Below are 20381 nucleotides of genomic sequence, written 5' to 3'. Positions count from 1 at the left end.
CTGCGCTGATCGGAGAAGCGTCCTTCGACAGGCTCAGGACTTCGGCACGGAAGAAAGCACGGGTTCCAGCGGCTCATCTTCCGGCGCGCACGACTTGTCGCTGAAAAGTCCCGATCCGCCGCCGTTTAAATTGACTTTAACCCTGTTCCGCCACAACCGGTGCCTCATTGGAGGCCGGGCGGCACGGGTGCCGTCCGCGAAAGGGTTTCGGGGTTGTTCAAGGGACGCGATGACTTTCCGGTCGGTGGAGCGGGCGCAGCGACGCTGTCGCTCAGCGGCGCGCTCGCCCCGACGGTACCCGCAGGCCATAAGTTCCGCGAGCGCGTGGCCGCGCTGCCGCTGTTCGAGCTTTCGGTCGACCTAGGCGAGGATATCGGTTCGCTGCGCTGGTGGCGCGGGGTCGCGACGCTGCTGCTGCTGATCGCCGGCGCCATCGCGCTGCGCCCAGCCTTCGAACCGATCTACGGCATCCAGCCCGAAACGCTGAGCGGCGACGCGTTCCAGGAATCGCGCGCCTATATGATCGCGCCTTTGGCCTATGGCGGCGACACTGGGCGGCGCATGGCGGCAACGGATGCGGTGGTGCCGCTCGCTTCCAGCCCCGAACGGCCGCAGATCGACATGTCCGCAACGCTCGGTCGCGGCGACAGCTTCGAGCGCGTGCTGAAGCGCGCGGGCGTGGGCGGCGACGATGCCGCCAAGGTTGAAGCGATGGTGAGCCAGGCGATGACGCTGTCGGACATCGATCCGGGCACGCGGATCGATCTGGTGCTGGGTCGCCGCGCCTCCAAAACGCAGCCCCGCCCGCTCGAAAGCCTCGCTTTCCGTGCGCGCTTCGATCTCAATCTGGAAATCCAGCGCGTCGACGGCGTGCTCCAGCTGAAGCGCGATCCGATCAAGGTGGACGATACGCCGTTGCGCGTGCGCGGCAGCGTGGGCGGATCGCTCTATCGTTCGGCCCGCGCCGCCGGTGCGCCCGCCGATGCGGTGCAGAAGTTCCTGCAGGTGATCGGCCAGCAGATGAGCATCGGCGCGATCCGCTCCTCTGACGAATTCGATCTCGTGCTCGACTATCGCCGCGCCGAAACCGGCGAGGTGGAGGTAGGCGATCTGCGCTATGCCGGCATTATCCGCGACGGGAAGGACAAGGTACAGATGCTGCGCTGGACCAGCGGCGGATCGACGCAATGGTATGAAGCCTCCGGCGTCGGCCGTTCCAGCGGCGAAATGCTGCGCCCTGTCGGCGGCAAGGTCACCTCCGGCTATGGCCGCCGCTTCCATCCCGTGCTGGGCTATGCCCGCATGCACGCGGGCACCGATTTCCGCGCGCGCTACGGCGAGCCGATCTACGCCGCCGCCGATGGCCGCGTGACCTTCTCCGGCCGTCATGGCGGGCACGGCAATTATGTGAAGCTGCAGCATGCCGGCGGCATCGCCACGGGCTATGCGCATATGAGCCGGATCGCCGCGCGCAGCGGCCAGCGCGTGCGGCGCGGACAGATTATCGGATATGTCGGCTCCACCGGCCTCTCCACCGGTCCGCATCTCCATTACGAGCTTTATAAGGGCGGCCGCACGGTGAACCCGCTTTCGGTAAAATATATCGAGCGTGCGCAGCTTTCGGGCCGCGAGCTTGCCAGCTTCAAGGCGCTGCTGCGCCAACTGAAGTCGGTAAAGCCCGGCGCGGCGCTGGGCCAGTTCACCACCGCGCGCAGCCAGGCCGAGCCGGTGCGCGAGATCGATCGGCTCGAGCATAAAGGCGCCGCTTGAGGCCGGGCGGCCCGCGGGTTAAGCATCGCGCTTCACCCTGCCGAATGTTGAGGCACGCCGCGCGCACGCCGGCTGCCCGGAGAGCCTCCCATGCCGAACTACGCCTATCCCGCCACGCGCCTGCGCCGATCGCGCGCCCACAAGTGGAGCCGGGAAATGGCGCGGGAGAACCGGCTGCACCCGAGCAACCTGATCTGGCCGCTGTTCATCGCCAATGGCGAGGATGAAGAGCCGGTAGGCAGCCTGCCCGGCGTCTCGCGCATTCCGGTTTCCGGTCTTGCCGACAAGGCGCGTGAGGCGATCGACCTCGGCATTCCCTGCCTTGCTCTCTTCCCCCACACGCCGCCCGAAAAGCGCAGCGACGATGGCGAGGAGGCATCGAACCCGGACAATCTGATGTGTGCGGGCATCCGTGCGATCAAGGATGCGGTCGGCGACGATATCGGCGTGCTGACCGACGTCGCGCTCGATCCCTATACGAGCCACGGGCAGGACGGGCTGCTCGACGAGGCGGGTTATGTCGTGAACGACGCCACCGTCGATGCGCTGGTATCGCAGGCGCTGAACCAGGCCGCGGCAGGCAGTGACATCGTTGCGCCGTCCGACATGATGGACGGGCGCATCGGCGCGATCCGCGAGGCGCTGGAGCAGGAGGGCCACGCCAATGTCCAGATCATGGCCTATGCCGCGAAATATGCTTCCGCCTTTTACGGGCCGTTCCGCGATGCCGTCGGCTCCGGCGGGCTGCTGAAGGGCGACAAGAAAAGCTATCAGATGGACCCGGCCAATGCCGGCGAGGCCATGCGCGAGATCGCGCTGGACATCGCCGAAGGTGCGGACAGCGTGATGGTGAAGCCGGGCCTGCCCTATCTCGATATCGTGCGCATGGCCGCGGATCGGTTCGATCTGCCGGTCTACGCCTATATGGTGTCGGGCGAATATGCGATGATCGAGGCGATGGCCGCGGCGGGCGCGGGCGAGCGGGACGTGATCCTGATGGAGATCCTCACCGGCTTCGTGCGCGCGGGCGCCAGCGGCGTGCTGAGCTATCACGCCCCCGTGGCCGCGCGGCTGCTGGCGAAGTGATGCCGGACTACAATATTCATCCGTACGGGCTGAGCTTGTCGAAGCTCAGGGCGAACGGATCGTAGCAAACCAACATGGCTACCCTCGCCTCCTCATCTGCACCCACGGCGCTGGCGGGCAAGCGCTGGCTGTTCGTCGTCACGATCCTGACGGGCAGCTTCCTGCTGTTCCTGGTCCAGCCGATGCTGGCACGCATGGCGCTGCCGCGCCTCGGCGGTGCGCCCGCCGTGTGGAACAGCGCGATGCTGGTCTATCAGGCGCTGCTCCTGGCGGGTTATGCCTATGCGCACCGGATCGCGGCGCTGCGTCGGCGCACGCAGGCGGGCATCCATGTCGGGCTGTTCGCGCTCGCGATGCTGTGGCTGCCGGTAGGCCTTGCCGGATTTCAACCGCCCAGCGACGGATCGACCGCCTTGTGGGTGCCCTGGCTTCTGCTCGCCTCGATCGGCCCGCTGTTTTTCATGGTGTCCGCGCAGGCCCCGCTGATGCAGCGCTGGTACGCGCTGTCCGGGCAGGAGGGCGAGCCTTATGCGCTCTACGCCGCCTCCAATTTCGGCAGTTTTGCAGGGCTCCTCGCCTATCCCTTGCTGGTGGAGCCGTTCCTCACGCTCAATTCGCAAAGCTTCCTCTGGTCGCTGCTCTACGGCGCGTTGCTGCTGTTGGTGGCGGCGTGTGCCTGGGCGCTGGTGCAGGCGGCACCACTGGACCGCCCGGAGCGGGAGCGGAGCGAAGCGGAAGAGACGCCGGCGCCCTCATTGCGCGACAGGCTGCGCTGGGTGCTGCTGGCCGCCGTCCCCTCCGGCCTCATGTTGTCGACGACGACGCATCTCACCACCGATCTCGTCGCCATGCCCCTGATCTGGGCGATCCCGCTCGGCCTCTATCTCCTCAGCTTTACCGTCGCCTTCGCCACCCGCCGCGCGCCGACGCGGATCATCACGCTTCTGACGCCCTCGATCCTGCTGATCTGCGGTGCCCTCGCCTTCATGACGCCGGGCAATGCGGTGCTCGTGCAGCTCGGCTCCAGCCTCGTGATGCTGTTCGCCGTTGCCGTCGCCTTGCATGGCGAGATGTACCGAACCCGCCCGGCGCCTGAGCATCTGACCGGCTTCTATCTGATGATGTCGGTGGGCGGCGCACTTGGCGGGCTGTTCTGCGCGCTGATCGCCCCGCTCGTCTTCGACTGGACCTGGGAGCATCCGATCCTGATCCTGGCCGCCGCCGCCCTGATCCCGCAACGACGCCTGTTCTCGATCGGCGAGGAAGAGATATTCGGAGAGGCCGGCATGCGCCGTGTCGCCATCGCGATCGGCCTGCTCGCTTTGGCGGTGGCGCTCTATATCGCGCTGAAGGTGGACCTCGAAATGGGGCCGCTGCGGATCATTCTGCTCGGTATCATCCTGGCGCTGGGCGCGCTAGTGATCGGACAGCGCATCGGCTATGTGATGGTGGTGGCCGCTCTGCTGTTCGCCAATGGCGGCTACTACAATGCCGCGCTGAGCTGGAGCGATCTGCGCACCCGCAGCTATTTCGGCGTCTACAGCGTCAACGCCGCGCAAGGCGGGCGCCTGCGCTGGCTATCGCACGGAACCACCATGCACGGTATGCAGCTGACGGATCAGCCCACCCGGCCGATCAGCTATTATGGCATGACCTCCGGAGTGGGGCAGGCCATGACGCAAGCACCATCGCTATACGGGCAGAACGCCTCGATCGGGGTGGTCGGCCTCGGCACCGGCACGCTCAGTTGCTACAAACGCCCAGGCGAGAATTGGCAGTTCTTCGAAATCGATCCGACGGTGATCAGCCTATCCCGCAACGGCGGATATTTCAGCTATATCGATCGCTGCGCGCCCGATGTGCCGATCCGTTTGGGCGATGCGCGGCTCACCATCGCCAAAGCGCCGCCGGGCAGCATCGACATCCTGGCCATCGACGCCTTCTCCTCGGACGCGATCCCCGTGCACCTGCTAACGCGCGAGGCGTTCGATGCCTATGCCCGCGCGCTGTCGAAAAACGGGATGCTGCTGATCCATATTTCCAACCGCTATATCGATCTGGAGCCGGTGCTGGAGAAAGAGGCCGCGGCGCGCGGCTGGGCCATCGCCAAGCGCTGGGATTATATCGGCCCCGAACTGGAAGGGGACGGCCTGCGCACCTCGCAATGGGTGGCCATCAGCCCGAGCAAGGCCAAGCTTGCCGAGTTGACCGGCCCGCTAAAAACCGGCGATCCGCGCAGCTTCGCGACGCCCGCCTGGTCGCCCGTCGAAGGGCGCGAAGATTTCACCCGCTGGACCGACGATTTCGCCTCGGTCCTGCCGCTGATGCAATTGTGGAGATGAGCATGAGAGACGACGTCACCATCGCCGAAGTGAACGGCAAGGCACCGCGCATTCACGACAGCGCCTTCATCGCCCCGGGCACCCGCATCATCGGCGATGTCGAGATCGGCCCGCAGGTGAGCATCTGGTACAATTGCGTGCTGCGCGCCGACGTCAGCCGCATCGTCATCGGCGCGCGCTCCAATGTGCAGGACGGCAGCGTGGTGCATTGCGACGGGCCGATGCCGGGCCATCCGGACGGCTTCCCCACGCTGATCGGCGAAGACGTGCTGATCGGCCATATGGCGATGGTCCACGGCTGCGTGCTGAAAGCGCGCGCATTCGTGGGGCTGGGCGCCATCGTGATGGACGGCTGCGTGATCGAGAGCGACGCGATGCTGGGCGCGGGCGCGCTGTTGCCCGAAGGCAAGCATATCGGCGAAGGCGAACTCTGGGTCGGTCGCCCCGCGAAGAAGGTGCGCGACCTGACCGACGAAGCAAAAGCGGGCATGCGCGCGGGCGTGGCGCATTATGTCGAGAACGGGAAAATGCACAAAAACGCGCTGGGCGGCTGAACCGCGCATACATTTTTCGTCGCTTCCACTCGGGCTGATCTTGTCGAAGCCCGGCGCAAGCGATTATCGAATAGCGTCGCGTACTTTTCAGGAGCATCCTATGAAGGCCACCATCTGGCACAACCCCAAATGCGGCACATCGCGCAAGACGCTGGCGATCCTGGAGGAAACGCCGGACGTAGAGCTGACCGTCGTGCGCTATCTCGACGAAGGCTGGGAGCGGGCTACGCTGGAGCGTCTGTTCGAGAAAGCCGGGCTGACGCCGCGAGAGGCGTTGCGCGTGCGCGGCTCGCCCGCCGAGGAACTGGGCCTGACCGACGAGAGCGCGAGCGATGAGGCCATTCTGAAAGCGATGACCGAGCATCCGATCCTGGTCGAGCGCCCCTTCGTGGAAACGGACAAGGGCGCTGCACTCTGCCGGCCGCAGGAAAAGGTGCGCGATCTGCTCTGACGGCAGTGGCGAAAGACGCGATCAGGCGACGTCCGAATCGCGCTGGTGGAACAGCGCGAGTGCATCCTCGAAGCCCATCGGTCGGCCGAAATAATAGCCCTGGATTTTCGAGCAGCCGAGCTGCTGGATCATGCGCAGCTCTTCCTCATTTTCCACGCCTTCCGCAGTGGTCGCCATGCCGAGGCTGTCCGCCAGCGCTACCACGGCGCGGATGATGGCGATGCTTTCAGGCACGTTCTTGGCCGCGCCCTGCACGAAGCTGCGATCCACCTTGATGGTGTCGAAGCGCGTCTTGCGCAGATAGCCGAGCGACGAATAGCCCGTCCCGAAATCGTCGAGTGATAGCTTGATGCCCAGATCGTTGACCTCGCTCAGCATCTTTTCGGCCATGCCGCCGCGCACGAAGATGCTCTCCGTCACCTCGATCTCCAAGCGCCGCTTGGGCAGCCCGCTTTGTTCCAGAGCGGAGCTGATCGTTTCGATGAAACCAGGGGTCGTCAGCTGATCCGCCGATACATTGACCGCCACCTTCACCATGTCCGGCCACTGCGCCGCATCGCGGCAGGCCTGTTCCAGAACCCATGCGCCTATCGGTGCGATCAGCCGCGCCTCTTCGGCCAGCGGCACGAATTTGGCGGGGGAAACGGGGCCGAATTTCTGACTGTTCCAGCGCAAGAGCGCCTCGAAGCCGGTGACGGTATAATCCTCGGCATCCACTACCGGCTGATATTGCAGATGCAGTTCGCCCCGTTCGAGCGCCTGGCGTAGCTCGATCTCCATCACGCGGCGCTCTTCGGCGTCGGCGTGGAGGCTCGGCTGGTACAGCGTATGACTTCCGCCGCCCGCGTCCTTGGAGCGATAGAGCGCCAGATCAGCGCTGCGCATCAGCATCTCGACCGTCTTGCCGTCGCGCGGGCCGATCGCGGTGCCGATGCTGGCGCCGATGAACAGCGTGTGCTGGTCCACCTCATAAGGTTTGGACAAGGTCGCGATAATGCGATCCGCCAGGCGCGTGATGTAGGCGCTATCGCTGCCATCCTTGACGACAACCGCGAACTCGTCCCCGCCCAGGCGGCCGCACAGCTCGTTATCGCTCATGATCGACTGCAGGCGTTTGGAGACACGGCCGAGCAGCCTGTCCCCCACCGGATGGCCCAGCGTATCGTTAACCGCCTTGAACCGGTCCAGATCGATCATCAGGAAGCAGCAGCGCGAACGCCATTTGTCCGCATCGCGCATTGCTTCGCCTAGCGCCTCGGTCAGCTGCAGGCGGTTGGGCAGGCCCGTCAGAGTATCGAACCGGGCGAGATGCGAGATTTTCTTCTGGCTTTCCTGCTGCGCGGTAACGTCCGAACCCACGCCGCGAAACCCAAGGAAACTGCCATCCTCTCCCAGCCGCGGCGATGCCGAAAGCTCCCACCACAATTGCCGATCGTCGATCATGACCGGCACCAGCAGGTCGCTGAACGCCTCGCGCTTGTTCAATTTTTCGGCAAGTAGATGCAGCGCGGGCGGAAAATCGCCGCTCTCCCACGCTTCGCCCGCCACAAGCTGAAGGAAGGGCAGGCCGTCAATATCCGAGGCGTCCCGCCCCAGCGCATAGGCAAAGCGCGGGCTCACACGCGATACGCGGCGCGCGGTATCAGTCTGCCACAGCCAGTCAGCCCCGCTGTCTTCGAATTCGCGCAGCAGTAGGCTCACCGTCTCGCTCTTTTCCAAGAGTGTCAGCCGCGCGAGATGCTCGCCGACATGATTGCGCGCCGAATTAAGGGCTGCGAAAATCAGCAGCACCGTGACGCCCAGACTGGAAGCTGCGATTACGACCTGCTCGGCCAGAAAAAAGGCGGCGCAGGCGCTCATTCCGGTGACCGAGACGAAGATGATGGTGGACAGCGGTACCGTCGCCATCATCGTGGCCGAGCCCACCATCAGCGTGAGCAAGACAGCATAAGCGAGAATCAGGTCCCGCGAAGACCCTTCTAGGCCGCAATAGATCAGTAGTGCCCCCCAGAGCACGGCAGGCCCGATGGCGCGAAGCTGGACAGACTGCAATTCGCGCAGGCTCACCGTCTTCCGACCGATAAAGTCTCCGCGCATATTGGCGCGGTACACGTGCAACTGCAAAAAGATCACTGCCAGCGACCAACCCCCCAGGATCAAAAGGTCATGGTCGGCAAAGAACAGCAGGTCGATGACGAGCATCGTACCGAGGCTGGCGATCAGACGCATCAGCGACTTATCGCGCAGATTTTCCAGCTGGATCGCGCGCACATGGCCCCAGTCCATCGTACCGGACCGGTTCAGGCCCAGCAGCGCCATGAACGGCACGCGATCGGGGTGCGGCGATGGAGAGATCAGTTCAGTCACGGGGAGCTGTATACCCCGCGATGGTTACTCAAAAGTAAGCCATCACCCGATCAGCCGTGAAATGCGAAAAATGACCGGCGCGCTTCAGGCTGCGATCGAATAAGGCTGTATTTCGCCCGAAAGATACAGATTGCGTGCCTTGGCCCGGCTGAGTTTGCCCGAACTGGTGCGCGGCAACGTGCGCGGGGGTACAAGCTCTACCACGCAGTTCATACCGATGACCGAGCGGACCTTTTCGCGGATCGCATCGCGCAGGCGCGCACGCTCGGCATCATCGGAGGTGCGGCACTGCACCAGAACTGCAGGCGTTTCCTCGCCGCCGGGCGTGGTGATCGCGAAGGCTGCGATGTCCCCGGCCTTGAACCCGGCAAGCTGTTCCACCGCCCATTCGATGTCCTGCGGCCAGTGGTTCTTGCCGTTGATGATGATCATGTCCTTGGCGCGGCCGACGATGTAAACGTAACCTGCGGACACATAGCCCATGTCGCCCGTATCGAGCCAGCCGCCGACCATGCAGGCGTCGGTCGCCTCCTCATCGCGGAAATAGCCTTCCATGACGGAAGACCCACGGCACCAGACTTTACCGACCGAGCGCTCAGGCAGCACTTCGCCGCTGTCGGAGCGGATCTCGACTTCCATGCCCAGCACGGGTTTCCCGCAATTGACGATGGAACGGAAACGCTTGGGCCGCCCGTCTTCACCGCTTTCGCCGCTAAGTTCGGTTTCCTCGACCAGCTCCACCACAATGCCCTCGCCCGGCGGCATGATCGATACCGCCAAGGTCGCTTCGGCAAGGCCGTAGCTCGGCAGGAAAGATTTGGAGTTGAAGCCGGCGGGCGCGAACGCATCCGTGAAAGCCTGCATCACATCCGGGCGGATCATGTCCGCGCCGTTGCCCGCCACGCGCCAGCGCGCGAGATTGAAGCGTTCGGATACCTTGGACTGGCTGCCGATGCGACGCGCGCAGATGTCATAGCCGAAGGTGGGCGAATAACTCAGCACCGTGCCGTCCGCCGCGGAAATCATGTCCAGCCAGGCGAGCGGGCGACGGGCGAAATCTTCCGTCTTCAGATAATCGGTGGAAACCTGATTGGCGACCGGCGAGAGGAAGCAGCCGACCAGACCCATGTCATGATACCAGGGAAGCCAGGAAACGCAGCGGTCTGCAGGCTCCAGCTTCATGCCATGGCCATGCGCCGCCAGATTGCTAAGCACGGCCTTGTGCGAAACGGCAACGCCGTGCGGAAAGCGGGTCGAGCCGCTGGAATATTGCAGATAGGCAATGTCGTCCGGCCCGGCCTCGGGCAGCGGATCGCTGCTTTCCGCGGCGCCGGCGAAATCTTCCCAGCTTATGCTCTTGAAGCCGCACAGATCGGCCGCAGCGCCCGCCATCTCGCCAAGCTCTGCAGGGTAAAGCAGGATCGCCGGATCGCAGCTCTTCAGCTGAACCGAAAGCTGGTCCACATAATGATCGCGCCCACCGAAGCTGGTGGGCAAGGGCAGCGGCACCGGCCAGGCACCGGCATAGATCGCGCCAAAAAACAGTGCAGCGAAATCGGCCCCGGTCTCCGCAATCAGGGCCACCCGGTCCTTAGGCTTCACTCCGGCAGCGATCAGGCGCCGCGCAGCCGCCAACGCATCCTCACGCAGATCGCGATAGGGATAAGGCCGCGCGAGCTTTCCGCGCATGTCGTGAAAATTCAGCCCGCGCACACCGCTCGCCGCGTAATCCAGAGCCCCTCCCAGCGTATCGAAATCGGAGAAGCGTCGCTCCAGATCGTCCCGCGTGGGGGTGGAAACCAGTTCATTCATATGTATCTCAACCTTCGATCGACCTCCCCCGAACACGGGTTCAGCCTCCCCTCCACGCGCGTACGGCGAGACGTCGCGAGCATAAAAGCGTTCCATGCACCGCTACATGGCGGGGTTACAAGTTCAAAATCCGGCCCGCTTATGGCAGGAAGGTGGCGTGCGTAACAATCTGCAATCGTCCGAGCGCCGCCGCAAGCCACTCCGGCCGCTGGACGAAGAGCGCCTGCGGGAGCTCGCGATACGCTATGTCGGGCGCTACGCAACCTCCCGTCACAAGCTCGGCTCCTATCTTGCGCGCAAATTGCGCGAACGCGGGTGGGAGGATGAAGGCACACCCGATATCGATGCGCTCGTTTCAAAAATGGACGAACTCGGCTTCGTGGACGACGAGGTCTATGCCGGCATGAAAGCGCGCTCCCTCACCGCGCGCGGCTATGGCGTACGGCGGGTGGGCGAGGCGCTATATGCCGCGGGAATAGAAGAGCAGGACCGGGCCGCGGCGGAGGAAGAAGCGCGCGCCGCCGCCTTCGACAGCGCCCGCCGCTTCGCGCGCAAGCGCCGCATCGGTCCGTTCGCCGCCGAAGCGGCCGATCCGGACCGGCGACAGAAGCAGATCGCCGCCTTTCTGCGGGCAGGGCATGATCTGAGACTGGCACGACTGTTCGTCGAGTCGCCGCCAGGATCCGAACCGGATCCGTATGAATAAGCACCGGAATTGCGTTACGGAAACCGTTGCTTTCGGACGCTAATCCTTAAATTTCTCGCTGCTCTGAGGATTTCGTGGTAGGCGTATAAAACTAAACAAATGTCAGTCGCCGGCTGGCTTTGTGGTCCTTACCGCGCAGGCGGTCAGGCACCGGGTATTGGGAATGACCAGAGGAGCGTGCGTGATGCCGCTGGAAAGCAGACCGGCCGATATGGACCATCCTGCGGATGCCAATGACAACCAGCCGGGTGGAACCACCCAGATGCTTCGCGCTAGCGGGCAGATCAAATGGTTCGACCGCCGGCGCGGCTTCGGCTTTATCATTCCCGACGACGGCAGCGACGACATCCTGATCCATTGCTCGACGATCGAGCCGCATGGGCGCCGCGATCTTCCCGAAGGCTGCGACGTTGAATGCACATTTCGCGACGGCCCCAAAGGCCGCCATGTTGTCGAACTTATCTCCTTCGATCCGGAATGCGCCGAAGAGAGCGACCGCGCCCACCGTCATCACGAACACCGCCTGCACGCCATCGACAGCGACGACAGCTTTATCTCGGCTACGGTAAAATGGTTCAGCCGGGTGCGCGGCTATGGCTTCCTCGAATCGCCCGACGTGGCGGATGACATTTTCCTTCACATGGAGACCCTGCGCGAGGCGGGTATGGGCCCGGCCAGCCCAGACGACCGGCTGATGGTGCAGATTGGCGAGGGCAAGAAAGGTCCACTCGCCGTGACCGTGCGGCAGGATCACCGGGTCTGATCGCTCCGATGCGCGGGCCGATCGCTCTTGCCAGCGCGCTGGCGCTGCTGGCCGCCTGCTCGCAGGGCGCACCGGGCAATCAGCAAGACGCTGCACAAACCGGTGGCGATGCAACCTGCGCGCCTGGTACGCCTGCAGACGCTTCCGAGGCAGGTCTCCGGCAGGTTCAGCTCTGTATCCAGAGCGGCGGCAAGACACTTCCCTTCACCGTGGAAGTGGCCGAAACGCCCGAACAACAGGCCCGCGGGCTGATGTTCCGCACCGATCTGGCGGGCGACCGGGGCATGCTCTTCCCCTTCCCGCGCGAACGTGTGGCCAGCTTCTGGATGAAGAACACGGTCATCCCACTCGACCTCCTTTTCATCCGGCGCGACGGGACGATCGAGAGTATTGCCGCCAATGCCGTGCCTTATGATGAAAGCCCGCACGCATCGGGCGAGCCGGTCATCGCAGTGCTCGAACTGGCGGGCGGACGGGCGGCCGCTCTCGGCATCGCGCCGGGCGATACGGTGCGCTGGGCCGCGAACGAGGACTGATCGGCACCGCGCCCGCGAAACCTTGTACGCCTCTGCAAGGACCATTCCCCATTGCGCCAGCGGCTCGCTCCGCTTAATCGGCTAGCCCATGTCCTTTCTCGGCAAAATCTTCACCTGGTGGAACGGTGCCACCATCGGCACGGCGATCTACAATGCCCGCCACGGTTCTCGCGTCGGTGAGGACCATTTGGGCAATGTCTATTTTCGCAAGGAAGCAAAAGAGGGCCAGCCCGAACGGCGCTGGGTCATCTACAATGGCGCGAACGACGCCAGCCGCGTGCCGCCCGAATGGCATGGCTGGCTGCACGGCACCTATGATGAAGAGCCGGAAAGCTTTCTGCCTCCTGCGCGCATCTGGGAAAAGGAGCCGACCGGCAACCTGACCGGCACGGACCGCGCCTATCGTCCGGCCGGTGCGCTGGAACGTGGCGGCAAGCGCGCGCGTGCCACCGGCGATTATGAGGCATGGACGCCCGGCGACGCATGAGGCGCGCAGCCGCCTTCGGCGCCCCGGCCTTGGTCCTCGGCGCGGCCGCTCTGCTTTCCGGCTGCGGCAATAATGAGGACCAGCTTCCGCAGCCGCGCGCTTCCGCCACGGTCGAGGCTGCTAAAGGCAATCTCGGCGTGGAACCGGTGACCGAGGGGATCGGCACCCCGATGGCCGAGCGCGTCGCGGTGATCGGCTTCCTGAACAAGCGTAACGGCAAATCCCAGGATTACGAACTGAAGCCGGGCGAGTCGGTGCGCATCGGCAATCAGGTGATCATTCGCCTGCGCGCCTGCGAGAAGACCGCGCCGTGGGAAACCTATGCGGATGCCGGCGGCTTCGTGCAGCTTTTCGTGAATGCCAAACGCAGCGGCCAGAACGGACCGGATCAGTTCAAGCGCGTTTTTTCCGGCTGGCTTTTCAAGAACCATCCTGCGGCCAATGTGGTCGAAAGCGGACTCTACGACGTTTGGGTCAAGGATTGCAGAATGAGTTTCCCGGGCGAGGATGCCGAACTGGACGGCGTCACCACCGAAAGCCCATCCGGTGCCAATAGCCGGTCGAGCGAAGACCAGTCTCCCACGGTCGAGGAAGCGCCGGATGATGCCGAGATGCCGGGCACGGGCGGCGCCGACACCGCCGCCTGAGCGGCTCCGCCAGCCGCGCCGATGGCCGCCCGCGGATCGCGCGGCACCGCCTTGGCCAGAAGCGATAGATAGGCCTGCTGGCTGATCTCCACCGCGCCAAGGCTTTTCAGGTGATCGGTCATGAACTGGCAGTCGAGCAGCCGGAAGCCGCCGACGCGAAGCCGCGCGACCAACCAGGCGAGCGCCACCTTGGACGCATCCGTCGCCCTGCTGAACATGCTCTCACCGAAAAAGGCCCGGCCGAGTGCGAGGCCGTAAAGCCCACCAACCAGCTCGCCGTTCCGCCAGCATTCGACGCTATGGGCCAGCCTATGGGCGTGCATGGCAGTGAAGGCGTTCTCGATCTCCGCGTTGATCCATGTCTCGCGGCGATCGGCGGCGCTTTCGGCGCACATCGCAATCACCTGCGGGAAGGCCCTGTCCGTAGTTACCGTGAACCGGTCCTGCCGGATCACTTTCCTTAGCGATCCCGATAGTTTCAGACCATCGAGCGGAATGATGGCGCGCCGTTCCGGCTCGATCCAGAAAGTTTCCGGATCGTCGCGCGCATCGGACATCGGAAAGACGCCGTTCGCATAGGCCATGACGAGAAGTTCGAGGTCGAGCGGCATCGCGCCGTCTTATAGCGCCCGCCGCGCGCAGCACCAGTGGAGCGGCCAGCGGATAGGCAATCGGCAACCTTCACCCTTGCCCTTCCCCCCGCCCCCGGCTAAGCGGTGCGCCTTCCGGCGATAGGAGTGTAGCTCAGCTGGTAGAGCGTCGGTCTCCAAAACCGAATGCCGGGGGTTCGAATCCCTCCACTCCTGCCACCGCCCGGACTTTCCCGATCCTGTGCGCCGCCGCGAAGCCTTGCCATCGGCCCTCGCGCGCGCTAAAGGGCTGGCTCTTCCGACATGCGGGCCTATATCGCTCCGGACAAAGCGTCCCGGAGCGATCCCGCTTACCGGCAAGACACGAAATGACTGAGGCGAACGAGGCTATGGCCAAGACCAATCCCGGAGAGTTCTTCCGCCAGGTGCGCACCGAGGTGTCGAAGGTCGTCTGGCCGACGCGCCAGGAGACGACGCAGACCGCGATCATGGTGCTGATCATGACGGCGATTCTCGCGGTGTTCTTCACCAGCGTCGATGCGATCTTCAACGCGATCGTGAACTTCCTGCTGTCGCTCGCCGGCTGAACGAGAAAGATTTTAGACCCGATGCAACGCTGGTACATCATCCACGCCTATTCCGGTTTCGAGAACAAGGTGCGCGACGCGATCATCGCGGAAGCCGAGCGCCTCGGCCTGTCGCAGCTCGTCGAATCGGTCGAAGTGCCGACCGAAACCGTGACCGAGGTTCGCCGCGGCAAGAAGGTTCAGTCCGAACGCAAGTTCTTCCCCGGATATGTGTTGGCGAAGCTGGAGATGACGGACGATGTCTATCACGTCGTCAAGAACACGCCGAAAGTAACCGGCTTCCTGGGCGCGACCAAGCCGCAGCCGATCAGCGAAAGCGAAGCCGCGCGCATCCTCAACACCAAGGAGGAAGCCGCCAACGCACCGAAGAAGAAGGTCTCGGTCGATTACGAGATTGGCGATCAGGTCAAGGTTCTCGACGGTCCGTTCGCCAGCTTCAACGGCGTGGTGGAAGAGCTGGATTTCGAAAAGAACCGCGTGAAGGTGTCGGTTTCCATTTTCGGCCGTGCCACGCCGGTGGAACTCGACTTCGAACAGGTCGAACTCGCAAAATAAGCTTTCCGGCTGTTGCCGGACCGGCGCATGCGCTAAGGGCGCGCGCTTCCAAGAATTCCCTCTCCCTCTGGGAGCGGGTGTACCGCGCGGGAGGCAGGTGATGATCTGCCGCTAATACCGCTTAGTTGATCGGGCTCGTCAATGCGCGCTCGGTAGAATGAAAGGAGGCCATCATGGCCAAGAAAGTAACGGGTTTCATCAACCTGCAGGTGCCCGCGGGCGCCGCCAACCCCTCCCCGCCGATCGGCCCTGCGCTCGGTCAGCGCGGCGTGAACATCATGGAATTCTGCAAGGCGTTCAACGCCGCCACGCAGGAACTTGAAAAGGGCATGCCGATCCCGACCAAGATCACGGTCTATGCGGATCGCAGCTTCACCTTCATCACGAAGACGCCCCCGGCGAGCTTCCTGATCAAGAAGGCCGCCAATCTGAAGAAGGGCTCCGGCACCACCGGCAAGGGCTTCATCGGCAAGATCAAGCGCAGCCAGCTGCAGGAAATCGCCGAAACGAAGTTCAAGGATCTGAACGCGAACGACATCGAAGCGGCAACCAAGATCATCGAGGGCTCCGCTACGTCGATGGGCCTCGAAGTGGTGGAGGGCTGAGATAATGGCAAAGCAGACGAAGAAGCAGAAGGCCCTCGAGGGCAAGGTCGACAGCGAAAAGCTCTACGGCGTCGATGAGGCCATCGCGCTGGTGAAGGAACTCGCCACCGCCAAGTTCGACGAGTCGGTCGAGGTCGCCATGAACCTGGGCGTCGATCCGCGTCACGCCGACCAGATGGTCCGCGGCATGGTTTCGCTCCCCGCCGGCACCGGCAAGGAGATGAAGGTTGCGGTGTTCGCGCGCGGCGACAAGGCTGAAGCGGCAACCGCTGCGGGTGCCGACAAGGTTGGCGCCGAAGACCTGATGGAAGACATGCAGGCCGGTAATCTCGATTATGACCGCGTCATCGCGACGCCGGACATGATGGGCGTTGTCGGCCGCCTCGGCAAGGTACTGGGTCCCAAGGGCCTGATGCCGAACCCGAAGCTTGGCACCGTCACCCCCGATGTCGAGGGCGCCGTGAAGGCCGCCAAGGCCGGTCAGGTGCAGTTCCGCGTCGAAAAGGCCGGCATCATCCACGGTTCGCTGGGCAAGACCAGCTTCCCCGATGCCGAACTGCGCAAGAACTTCGACGCGTTCACCGACGCGATCGCCAAGGCCAAGCCGAGCGGCTCCAAGGGCAAATATGTCCGCAAGGTCTCGCTCAGCAGCAGCATGGGCCCGGGCGTGAAGGTCGATCTGGCCGACGTCCCCGGCGCATAAGCGCCAAAAACCGATCTGAGATCGAAAAGAGGCCGGGCGGCGACGCCCGGCCTTCTTCATATCAGGCGTCTGCGGAATCCATCAGATAGGCCTTGTTCTTCAGCGCATCGTCGTCGAGCGCACGCACCAGAACCGCCGCCACGTCGCCCCGCGCCGCTTTGCCCTCGATATCGACGTCTTCGCCCATGCGGATGTCCCGGCTGCCCTCTTCCTTCGTCAGCGTCACCGGGCGGACAATGAAATAAACAAGCCCCGATGCCTTCAGATGCTCGTCCGCCGCGTGCTTGGCCTGCAGATAATGGTACAGTTTGGAGTCCGGATCGGGGTTCTCCGCACCGCGCGAGCTCAGCATCACGAAACGTTTCACGTCCGCCGCCTTCGCGCGGTCGATCAAGGCGATCGCACCGTCGCGGTCTACCTTGTCGGTCATTTCGGCGCTGGTGCTGCCGCCCGAACCGGCGGCGAAGATCACCGCGTCCATGCCGTCGCAGACATCGTCCGCCAGATCGGTGAGATCACCGTCGCGCGTTTCGCAGCCATCGGCGAGCACGGAGGTATCGGAGCTGTCGCGGACGAGCGCGACGGGCTGGTGACCGGCATCGAGCAACTGGCGGACGACGCGCTGGCCGGTAAGACCGGTGGCGCCGGCGATGAGAACTTTCATGGGATTTTCCTGTGCTGGGAGAGACAAATGGAGGACGCATGGGTGGGCCCGCCGTTCCACCCGCTGGCTTAGCAGTCGTCCGGCGCGGCAAGCCTTTGCAGCCCGGCTCGCCTCGCTTAGGGACGGTGCCGCCGTGACACTTTCCGATTTCTACCAGCAGGATATTCAGCGTCTGGAACAGGCGGGCCGTCGCCGCGCGCTCGCCCTGCCCGCGGGCCGGGATTTTTCGTCCAACGACTATCTCGGCCTCGCCGGGTCGGACGTTTTGCGCGGCGCGGCGATCGCTGCGCTCGAACGCGGGGTGCCGTTGGGTTCGGGCGGGTCGCGGCTGCTGCGCGGTCACGGTTCAGAACATCAGGCGCTGGAAGAAGAGGCTGCGCGCTTCTTCGGCGCGCCATCGGCGCTCTATGTGGGGTCAGGATTTGCCGCCAACAGCCTGCTGTTCGCCACGCTGCCGCAACCGGATGATCTGATTCTCTACGACGCCCTAATCCATGCCAGCGCGCATGAGGGGATGCGCCTATCCCGCGCCCCGGCCCGTTCGTTCGAGCATAATGATGTGGCCGCCGCCGCCGCTGCGATTGCGACGTGGCGGCGCGAGGGCGGGCGCGGCACCGTCTGGATTGCGTTCGAGACGCTCTACAGCATGGACGGAGATACAGCGCCGGTGGCCGAGTTCGTCGCATTGGCAGAACGCGAGGGCACCATGCTGCTGGTCGACGAGGCGCATGCCGTGGGCGCCTGTGGCCCGCAGGGACGGGGCCTCGCTGCCGGGCTTCAGGGCCACGATAATGCGGTGCTTCTGGCCACCTGCGGCAAGGCTTTGGGCTGCGAAGGCGCGCTGATTCTGGCGCCCGCGCCGTTGCGCGATTTCCTGATCAACCGGGGCCGCAGCTTCATTTTCTCCACCGCCCCCTCCCCGCTCATGGCGGCGGTCGTGCGCGCGGCACTGGCAGCGACGGCGGTAGAGGATGAGCGCCGGACACGCCTGCGGACATTGATCGACGCCGCAAAGACCGCCTTCGGACCGCTCGGCATCACGCCAAGCGGAACGCATATCCAGCCCATCATCTTGGGCGACGACGCCCGGACCATGACCGTCGCCGCCGCGTTGCAGGCCCGCGGTTTCGACGTGCGCGGCATCCGCCCGCCCTCGGTGCCACCCGGCACCGCGCGGTTGCGAGTTTCGATCACGCTCAACACCGACGAGGCCGCGATCCACGCGCTGGCCGATACCTTGAAGGAGCTTCTATGAACCGCCCTCTCGTCGTCACCGGCACCGATACCGATATCGGCAAGACCGTCTTTGCCGCGGGCCTCGCCGCTGCGCTGGGGGCGCATTACTGGAAGCCGGTGCAGGCGGGCCTGGACGACGGCAGCGACAGCGGCCGCGTTGCCGCCTTGGGTGTGCCAAAAGACAAGATTCTGCCCGAGGCTTTCCGCCTCACCACGCCCTGCTCGCCGCATCGCGCGGCCGAGATCGACGGCGTGACGATCAATCCGGCACAGCTCGATTTGCCGGATATTGCGGGGCCGCTGGTGGTCGAGGGCGCGGGCGGCGCGCTGGTGCCGGTGACGCGCGATCTGCTTTACGCCGATCTCTTCGCACGTTGGGGAGCCCCCACCATCATCGTCGCGCGCACCGCGCTCGGCACGATCAATCACAGCCTGCTGACGATCGAGGCCCTGCGTTCGCGCAAAGTATCCATCCTCGGCATCTCCTTCATCGGCGAACCGGAACCGGACAGCGAGGCTACCATCTGCGCGATCGGCGGCGTGCCGCGGCTGGGCCGCCTGCCGCTGCTCGATCCGCTCACGCCTCAGACTCTGGCCACCGCCTTTGCGAGTGCGTTCGAACTGGAGCAATTCGCATGACCCGCTCCTCCATCTGGCACCCGTTCACGCAGCATGGCCTTCGCGAGCCGATCCCCCAGGTTGCCTCCGCCAAAGGTGCGGTATTGCAGCTGGAGGACGGCGCAGAGGTGATCGACGCCATTTCCTCCTGGTGGGTGACGACGCACGGCCACGCAAACCCGCGGATCGCCGCCGCCATCGCCGATCAGGCCGCGCGGCTGGACCAGATCATTTTCGCGGGCTGGACGCACGAGCCTGCCGAGACGCTGGCAGCGGGTTTGCGCGCCATCATGCCCGACAGCCTGACGCGCGTGTTCTTCTCCGATTCCGGTTCCACCAGCGTCGAAGTCGCGCTGAAAATGGCGCTCGGCTACTGGCTGCATCGCAGTGAGGAGCGGCACCGCATCGTCGTGATGGACCATGGCTATCATGGCGATACGATCGGGACGATGTCGGTCGGCGCGCGCGGCGCGTTCAACCGCGCCTATCAGCCGCTGCTGTTCGACGTCACCTCCATCCCTTTTCCCGCCACGGGCGCGGAGCAGGCGGCGCTGGACGCGCTCGATGCCGCCTGCCGCGAAGGTGCCGCCGCTTTCATCGTCGAGCCGCTGCTGCTCGGCGCGGGCGGCATGCTGACATATGGCGCAGACACCCTGGCCGAAATGGCACGCATCTGCGCGACGTACGGCACGCTATTCATCGCCGATGAGGTAATGACCGGCTGGGGCCGCACCGGCACGCTGCTGGCTTGCGAACAAGCCGGGGTTGTACCCGACATCCTCTGCCTCTCCAAGGGCCTCACCGGCGGCGCGATCCCGCTGGCGGTGACGATGGCGAGCGAGCCGATCTACGAAGCGCATTTCAGCCAGGATCGCGGGCGCATGTTCTTTCATTCGTCCAGCTACACCGCCAACCCCATCGCCTGTGCCGCGGCCAATGCCAACCTCGCGATCTGGCGCGAAGAGCCGGTGCGCGAGCGAATCGCTACTTTGGCGCAGCGGCAGACGGAGCGGCTGGCCACGCTCGCCCGGCATCCCGCCGTGCGCAATCCCCGCCAACTCGGCACGATCACCGCAGTCGATGTCGGCGCGGCAGAGGGCTATCTGTCAGACCTTGCACCCAGGATGCTTGCAATGTTCCGCGAACGCGGCGTGCTGCTGCGTCCGCTGGGCAACACGGTCTATGTGATGCCGCCTTATTGCATCAGCGAGGAGCAGCTCGATGCGGTTTACACAGCGATCGACGAAGTGATCGACCGCGTCGCCGGGTGACGACGCGGTCGCGGGCTTATCGGGAACCGCG

At 64.5% G+C, this 20381-nt stretch carries 20 protein-coding genes, 1 tRNA gene and 1 pseudogene; 18 read left to right on the top strand and 4 right to left on the bottom strand.

Annotated features, from left to right (window positions below; all coding sequences use genetic code 11):
• Positions 1-213: 213 nt before the first annotated feature.
• The 5 genes from I6A82_RS05510 (at position 214) to arsC (ending at position 6203) form a co-directional block, all read left to right on the top strand.
• A complete protein-coding gene (locus I6A82_RS05510; RefSeq protein WP_198094073.1) occupies positions 214-1770 on the top strand; it encodes a M23 family metallopeptidase in 1557 nt (518 codons plus the stop codon).
• A 90-nt stretch (positions 1771-1860) separates the two neighbouring features.
• The gene (hemB, locus tag I6A82_RS05505; protein WP_198094072.1) at positions 1861-2856 is read left to right on the top strand and encodes a porphobilinogen synthase; all 996 of its coding nucleotides are present in this window, start codon (positions 1861-1863) and stop codon (positions 2854-2856) included.
• 74 nt (positions 2857-2930) lie between these two features.
• Complete coding sequence (locus I6A82_RS05500; protein WP_198094071.1) at positions 2931-5198, top strand: hypothetical protein; 2268 nt, start codon at positions 2931-2933, stop codon at positions 5196-5198.
• Entirely contained in the window at positions 5195-5752 is a 558-nt protein-coding gene (locus tag I6A82_RS05495) for a gamma carbonic anhydrase family protein (RefSeq protein ID WP_187335446.1), read from the top strand. The genes I6A82_RS05500 and I6A82_RS05495 overlap by 4 nt, the downstream gene beginning before the upstream one ends.
• 100 nt (positions 5753-5852) lie before the next feature.
• A complete protein-coding gene (gene arsC, locus I6A82_RS05490) occupies positions 5853-6203 on the top strand; it encodes an arsenate reductase (glutaredoxin) (RefSeq protein ID WP_198094070.1) in 351 nt (116 codons plus the stop codon).
• A 21-nt stretch (positions 6204-6224) separates the two neighbouring features.
• On the opposite strand, the gene I6A82_RS05485 is transcribed toward arsC, so the two are convergent.
• On the bottom strand, positions 6225-8570 hold the full coding sequence (locus tag I6A82_RS05485) for a putative bifunctional diguanylate cyclase/phosphodiesterase (RefSeq protein ID WP_332310933.1): 2346 nt from the start codon (positions 8568-8570) through the stop codon (positions 6225-6227).
• An 84-nt stretch (positions 8571-8654) separates the two neighbouring features.
• Positions 8655-10382, bottom strand: coding sequence for a fatty acyl-AMP ligase (locus tag I6A82_RS05480; RefSeq protein ID WP_198094069.1), 1728 nt, complete (start codon positions 10380-10382; stop codon positions 8655-8657).
• A 157-nt stretch (positions 10383-10539) separates the two neighbouring features.
• Between I6A82_RS05480 and I6A82_RS05475 the strand changes: the two genes are divergently transcribed.
• From I6A82_RS05475 to I6A82_RS14685, 5 genes and pseudogenes are all read left to right on the top strand, one after another.
• Positions 10540-11088, top strand: a complete 549-nt coding sequence (locus I6A82_RS05475) for a regulatory protein RecX (protein WP_332310932.1) — start codon at positions 10540-10542, stop codon at positions 11086-11088.
• Positions 11089-11209: 121 nt separating this feature from the next.
• Positions 11210-11851, top strand: a complete 642-nt coding sequence (locus I6A82_RS05470; RefSeq protein WP_198094068.1) for a cold-shock protein — start codon at positions 11210-11212, stop codon at positions 11849-11851.
• Positions 11852-11859: 8 nt separating this feature from the next.
• Complete coding sequence (locus I6A82_RS05465) at positions 11860-12387, top strand: DUF192 domain-containing protein (protein ID WP_198094067.1); 528 nt, start codon at positions 11860-11862, stop codon at positions 12385-12387.
• A gap of 88 nt (positions 12388-12475) precedes the next feature.
• Positions 12476-12874, top strand: a complete 399-nt coding sequence (locus I6A82_RS05460; protein ID WP_187335441.1) for an NADH:ubiquinone oxidoreductase subunit NDUFA12 — start codon at positions 12476-12478, stop codon at positions 12872-12874.
• A pseudogene (locus tag I6A82_RS14685) lies at positions 12853-13299 on the top strand (DUF2155 domain-containing protein); the annotation flags it as partial. The gene I6A82_RS05460 and the pseudogene I6A82_RS14685, both read left to right, overlap by 22 nt.
• A 35-nt stretch (positions 13300-13334) precedes the next feature.
• Here the strand turns inward: I6A82_RS14685 and aat are convergent.
• Positions 13335-14132 carry a leucyl/phenylalanyl-tRNA--protein transferase gene (gene aat / locus I6A82_RS05450; protein ID WP_198094066.1) on the bottom strand — a complete coding sequence of 266 codons (798 nt, stop codon included), beginning with the start codon at positions 14130-14132 and terminating at the stop codon, positions 13335-13337.
• A gap of 122 nt (positions 14133-14254) precedes the next feature.
• Between aat and I6A82_RS05445 the strand changes: the two genes are divergently transcribed.
• From I6A82_RS05445 to rplA, 5 genes are all read left to right on the top strand, one after another.
• Positions 14255-14330 (top strand) — tRNA-Trp (locus tag I6A82_RS05445).
• A gap of 170 nt (positions 14331-14500) precedes the next feature.
• Positions 14501-14698, top strand: coding sequence for a preprotein translocase subunit SecE (gene secE, locus I6A82_RS05440; protein WP_187335439.1), 198 nt, complete (start codon positions 14501-14503; stop codon positions 14696-14698).
• 21 nt (positions 14699-14719) lie between these two features.
• Complete coding sequence (gene nusG, locus I6A82_RS05435) at positions 14720-15253, top strand: transcription termination/antitermination protein NusG (protein ID WP_187335438.1); 534 nt, start codon at positions 14720-14722, stop codon at positions 15251-15253.
• A 173-nt stretch (positions 15254-15426) separates the two neighbouring features.
• Entirely contained in the window at positions 15427-15858 is a 432-nt protein-coding gene (gene rplK / locus I6A82_RS05430; RefSeq protein ID WP_187335437.1) for a 50S ribosomal protein L11, read from the top strand.
• Positions 15859-15862: 4 nt separating this feature from the next.
• Entirely contained in the window at positions 15863-16561 is a 699-nt protein-coding gene (gene rplA, locus I6A82_RS05425; protein ID WP_198094065.1) for a 50S ribosomal protein L1, read from the top strand.
• A 61-nt stretch (positions 16562-16622) separates the two neighbouring features.
• Here rplA and I6A82_RS05420 read toward each other — a convergent pair whose 3' ends face one another.
• Positions 16623-17225: an SDR family oxidoreductase gene (locus tag I6A82_RS05420; protein WP_198094064.1), complete on the bottom strand. Its 603-nt coding sequence runs from the start codon at positions 17223-17225 to the stop codon at positions 16623-16625.
• Between the two features lie 133 nt (positions 17226-17358).
• Between I6A82_RS05420 and I6A82_RS05415 the strand changes: the two genes are divergently transcribed.
• From I6A82_RS05415 to I6A82_RS05405, 3 genes are read left to right on the top strand one after another with little or no spacing between them, the layout of a single operon-like run.
• The gene (locus I6A82_RS05415) at positions 17359-18480 is read left to right on the top strand and encodes an 8-amino-7-oxononanoate synthase (protein WP_332310931.1); all 1122 of its coding nucleotides are present in this window, start codon (positions 17359-17361) and stop codon (positions 18478-18480) included.
• On the top strand, positions 18477-19100 hold the full coding sequence (gene bioD, locus I6A82_RS05410; protein WP_198094062.1) for a dethiobiotin synthase: 624 nt from the start codon (positions 18477-18479) through the stop codon (positions 19098-19100). Before I6A82_RS05415 ends, bioD begins: the two co-directional genes overlap by 4 nt.
• The gene (locus I6A82_RS05405) at positions 19097-20350 is read left to right on the top strand and encodes an adenosylmethionine--8-amino-7-oxononanoate transaminase (protein WP_198094061.1); all 1254 of its coding nucleotides are present in this window, start codon (positions 19097-19099) and stop codon (positions 20348-20350) included. Before bioD ends, I6A82_RS05405 begins: the two co-directional genes overlap by 4 nt.
• Positions 20351-20381: the final 31 nt, after the last annotated feature.

The organism is Novosphingopyxis sp. YJ-S2-01, from assembly GCF_016093175.1.
GTDB classification, from domain to species: domain Bacteria; phylum Pseudomonadota; class Alphaproteobacteria; order Sphingomonadales; family Sphingomonadaceae; genus Novosphingopyxis; species Novosphingopyxis iocasae.
Note: the sequence above shows the minus strand (reverse complement) of the source record. Positions and strands in the feature narration are given on the sequence as shown.